This is a genomic window from Novipirellula sp. (assembly GCF_041583735.1).
GTDB lineage: Bacteria > Planctomycetota > Planctomycetia > Pirellulales > Pirellulaceae > Novipirellula.
In genome coordinates this window covers 1-4,338 of record NZ_JBFHFD010000704.1, presented here as the reverse complement: position 1 = coordinate 4,338, position 4,338 = coordinate 1, and the positions used below count along the sequence as shown (strand labels likewise).

General features: G+C 54.3%; 3 protein-coding genes. 1 reads left to right on the top strand and 2 read right to left on the bottom strand.

Features of this window, described 5'->3' with window-relative positions; genetic code table 11:
* Nucleotides 1-1,703: 1,703 nt before the first annotated feature.
* The gene (locus tag ABX962_RS31335) at nt 1,704-2,141 is read right to left on the bottom strand and encodes a GNAT family N-acetyltransferase (protein ID WP_372725488.1); all 438 of its coding nucleotides are present in this window, start codon (nt 2,139-2,141) and stop codon (nt 1,704-1,706) included.
* Nucleotides 2,142-2,184: 43 nt separating this feature from the next.
* Between ABX962_RS31335 and ABX962_RS31330 the strand changes: the two genes are divergently transcribed.
* Entirely contained in the window at nt 2,185-2,370 is a 186-nt protein-coding gene (locus ABX962_RS31330; RefSeq protein ID WP_372725486.1) for a hypothetical protein, read from the top strand.
* A gap of 11 nt (nt 2,371-2,381) precedes the next feature.
* On the opposite strand, the gene ABX962_RS31325 is transcribed toward ABX962_RS31330, so the two are convergent.
* On the bottom strand, nt 2,382-4,190 hold the full coding sequence (locus tag ABX962_RS31325) for a glycoside hydrolase family 97 N-terminal domain-containing protein (protein ID WP_372725490.1): 1,809 nt from the start codon (nt 4,188-4,190) through the stop codon (nt 2,382-2,384).
* Nucleotides 4,191-4,338 lie beyond the last annotated feature (148 nt).

Below are 4,338 nucleotides of genomic sequence, written 5' to 3'. Positions count from 1 at the left end.
GACTCGTCTATCCGACATCTCGACTCGGCCCCGCTCCGGTAATTGGCAAAAACATCGTTGGCAAAACATTTAGAAACCGGAAACACTCTGCGGTGTCCGATCTTTTTGCCCTACATCTTTTTGCCGAGATCAGCGACCAACATTGCCCGCAGTGATACGATGCAGCAGCTAGCTCGAATTAGTAGTCCGCCTTGACTATCAAACGCCGGTCGACCGGCGGGCAGGAAGATGGGAGGGCAGGAAAATACGAAAGCAGAATCACACTGCGGCATCCCATTTTCCTGCCCCTACACTTTTCTGCCCCATCCAGTAACCAACGTTGCCCTCAGTGACATTACGCCGCTGCTCCATCGACGCGTCTATCCGACATCTCGACTCGGCCCCGCTCCGCCAATTGGCAAAAACATGGCTGGCAAAAGCATTTAGAAACCGGAAACTCTCTGCAGTGTCCTATCTTTTTGCCCTCCATCTTTTTGCCAAGATCAGCGACCAACATTGCCCGCAGTGATACGATGCAGCAGCTAGCTCGAATTAGAAGTCCGCCTTGACTATCAAACGCCGGTCGACCGGCGGGCAGGAAGATGGGGAGGGCAGGAAAATACGAAAGCAGAATCACACGGCGGCATCCCCTTTTCCTGCCCCTACATTTTCCTACCCCATCCAGTAACCAACGTTGCCCTCGGTGACATCACGCCGCTGCTCCATCGACTCGTCTATCCGACATCTCGACTCGGCCCCGCTCCGCCAATTGGCAAAAACATGGCTGGCAAAAATATTTAGAAACCGGAAACTCTCTGCGTTGTCCGATCTTTTTGCCCTACATCTTTTTGCCGAGATCAGCGACCAACATTGCCCGCAGTGATACGATGCAGCAGCTAGCTCGAATTAGAAGTCCGCCTTGACTATCAAACGCCGGCCAACCGGCGGGCAGGAAGATGGGGAGGGCAGGAAAATACGAAAGCAGAATCACACTGCGGCATCCCATTTTTCTGTCCCCTATATTTTCCTGCCCATTCACGGACCAAAGTTGCCCTCGGTGACATCACACCGCTGCTCCATCGACTCGTCTATCCGACATCTCGACTCGGCCCCGCACCGCCAATTGGCAAAAAGATGGCTCGCAAAAACATCTAGAAACCGGAAACGCTCTGCGGTGTCCGATCTTTTTGCCCTTCATCTTTTTGCCAAGATCAGCGACCAACATTGCCCGCACTGATACGAAACAGCAGCTAGCTCGAATTAGTAGTCCGCCTTGACTATCAAACGCCGGTCGACCGGCGGGCAGGAAGATGGGGAGGGCAGGAAAATACGAAAGCAGAACCACACGACGGTATCCCATTTTCCTGCCCCCTACATTTTCCTGCCCCATCCAGTAACCAACGTTGCCCTCGGTGACACCACACCGCTGCTCCATCGACTACGTCAATCCAAGGCATCGACTCAGCGCTGCACCGCCGTTAGGCAAAAAGATAGATGGCAAAAACATTAAGTATCTGGAAGCACTCTGCGGTATTTCGATGTTTCTGCGAGAAGCTTGGTCCTTGTGGTGGTGAGATGATTTCGGTCGGGTGTGATGTTCGAGCGTGTACGCCAACTCAGTCGAAACCGGGGCTTCATCTTGATCTACCTGCCGTCGATCGCAGATTGACGCCGGCGATCACTAAGTTAAAGGATGGGGCATTGTTCGTGTTAATGAGTGTGAGTTAGTGTTCCGCTGATTCACTGTGAATCGTTTTGTCGCCTGGTTGCGGCGGAATCATCCAGCACGATTCGTGCTTCTCCATACCGATATGCGGGTAGTAGCTCGCTGCCGCAGGAGCCGCCAGCAAAATCAACCGCGTTTGGAGTCCTGCGTTTTCATGGGACACGCGAATTAACTCGCGACCAATTCCGTGCCGCTGCTGAGCAAAATCAACCGCTAAGTCCGACAGGTACGTGCAATAAGCAAAGTCTGTGATCGACCGCGCCACGCCGACAAGCACGCCGGCCTCCGTGCGTGCCGTGACGACCAAGTCGGAGTTGATCAGCATCTTGGCAATCCTGGCGGTGTCCCCGACCGGCCTTCGCTCGGCTAATGTTGAACGGCGGAGTATATCAATGAACTCGACAGGCGTTAGATCGGGTTCGATCGCGTACTTCATTAGTTTACTCACGTATCACCATCTCAAAACTCAACCAAACGTGTTGGTGCTACCCACTAACCGCTTGCTCTGGGTGCAACGGATGTCCCATGGCAGCAGCCTCGCAAACACCGATGACCGCTCGCTTCACCCCGCCAACACAACCTCGACCGCCCGATGGTGGATGCCACCGCTTTCCATGCGGTTTGAGCTTGCCGAACTTGAATCGGATCGCTGCGAGAACAAGTGATGCGATGGAGCTCACTCGCTTGAACCCGGAGTCGGTGAAATCAAGATCGCGCAACCGCTTCCGGAACTCATCTTGGCCGTCAGCGAACTACTCGATGTGACCTGACGCGATTCGATCGTGACGAGTTTTTTGTCGTCGGGATGCTCGGCATAGATTGTCGCCGTGAACGAGCCTGGGCCGAGGAAGTCCAGCGGAATGTCGAGGCTGCGAGCTTCATTGACAATCGTTCCCACATACCAACGGTCGCCTTTTCGTCGGGCAACCGTCATGTAGCTACCGATCGATCCGTTGACCACCTTGGAATCATCCCAAGTCGTCGGCATCTCCTTCCAAAATCCCAGCTCAGGAAAGGATTTTCCGGCATACCGATCCGCCTGGTCGTACCAATGCAAGTACTGCAGCGGACTGTAGAACACGACTCCCAACGCCAGCTGAAACGATCGGCTGACGACTCGTCCATTCAGGTAGCAAGGCGTGAAATCGCCCGCTCCCGCGATCATCCGTGCAAAGGAAGTGGTCAGGACATTCTTCGGTGGGTTCCCTCGGTTCGCCTGTTCTTCGTTGCCCAGAATGCCTTCGACCGTTAACACATTGGGGTAGGTTCGTTCGATCCCAGTCAGCCGAAAATTGTCGTGGATATCAACGACCAATTTGTATTTCGCCGCAGTCTTAATCGCAGCGAACAAAAACTCCATGTCGGATTGGCTCTTCCAGTCGACGAAACCGAACTTCACTCCGCGAATGCCCCATTGATGGTAGGTGCGAAACGTCGTGTCCAGATCATATCGTGACATTGCGATCTTGTTGATGTAGCAGATCAAACCGATTCCATGTTCGTCCGCGTAGCGAATCGTCTCTTTCATGTCGATCGAGTCGATGACGGTCAACGGGTTCGAATCGGCGGCCCGTTCAGGTCCATACCAGCCAGCGTCATAGTGGACGTATTGGTAGTTGTTGGCAGCGGCGTAGTCGATGATCGCCTTGGCGGCGTCTGTCGACAGATTGCTTCGCCAAACCTTGCCCGGCTTGATCCAAGCGGTGTCGTCGAGCACACAGGGTGGCGAAAGATTCTGCAGCAGGTAGTGATGTTCGACCAGTGTACCAGAGTGCTCGGCAACCATGATCACTCGCCATGGAGTCGTTAGAGAATCGGCGGCCGTCACCGTTCCGCTACGGAACCGCGTTACCAACTGCAGATCGCCGGATCGATTCAGCATCATCGGCGCGTAATGTTCGAGATCTCCCGCTTCAGCGATCGCCACAAAATGCGATCCGGTTTCTAGCAGTAGCGGCCGGATGGCCTGGTCCGGCATCTCGGAGAGCCGCACCTTGGAATACTCTGCTTGCGGATAGTCGTCCCAGTAGACGAAGTGATCGTCAGTGAATTGGAATTGACTGTCTTCCGAAACGAGCTTGATGTTCGCAACGCCCTGCTGCTGTGGAATCGTGTAGCGGAAGGCGACTCCTTCGTCGTACGCCCGGAACGTGAGGTCGAGTCGTCGCTTCGCTTCCGATACTTCCCGAAGCTGGACAACGCATTCGTTGTACGCATCCGGGTACGAACTCTTCGATCCGACCACGGGGACCCAGCTACCCGTCTGTGAATCGGTCCGTGTACTCTCGACCACGAAGCGGTCACTCCACGGGTCACCCTCGAGATTCAATGAGAGTGAGGAATCCGAAAGGATCGTCGTGCCTTGGTAGGAGACACGGTAGTGTGGCACTCCTTCCCGCAGTGAAAACTGAATCACTTGGTTTCCCGATGGCGAAGAGACCATCGCCTCTTCAGCCGACAAACCGCGATCAGGCAACACGAGCATCAACAAGCAAACAGTCAAGAACGAGGAGGGCTTTCGTATCGATGTCACTGTTGGTAATTCCAGTCGTTCGGGGGCGGTTTTCTAAATTTGATCAGACGGTTCATTCCGTGCATCAATTATGCACCAAAACCCGTGTCCTTGTTGAACG

Coding starts and splice junctions, on each gene's coding strand:
- ABX962_RS31335 (WP_372725488.1), bottom strand. CDS start 2,141: ATGAAGTACGCGATCGAACCCGATCTAACGCCTGTCGAGTTCATTGAT.
- ABX962_RS31325 (WP_372725490.1), bottom strand. CDS start 4,190: ATGCTCGTGTTGCCTGATCGCGGTTTGTCGGCTGAAGAGGCGATGGTC.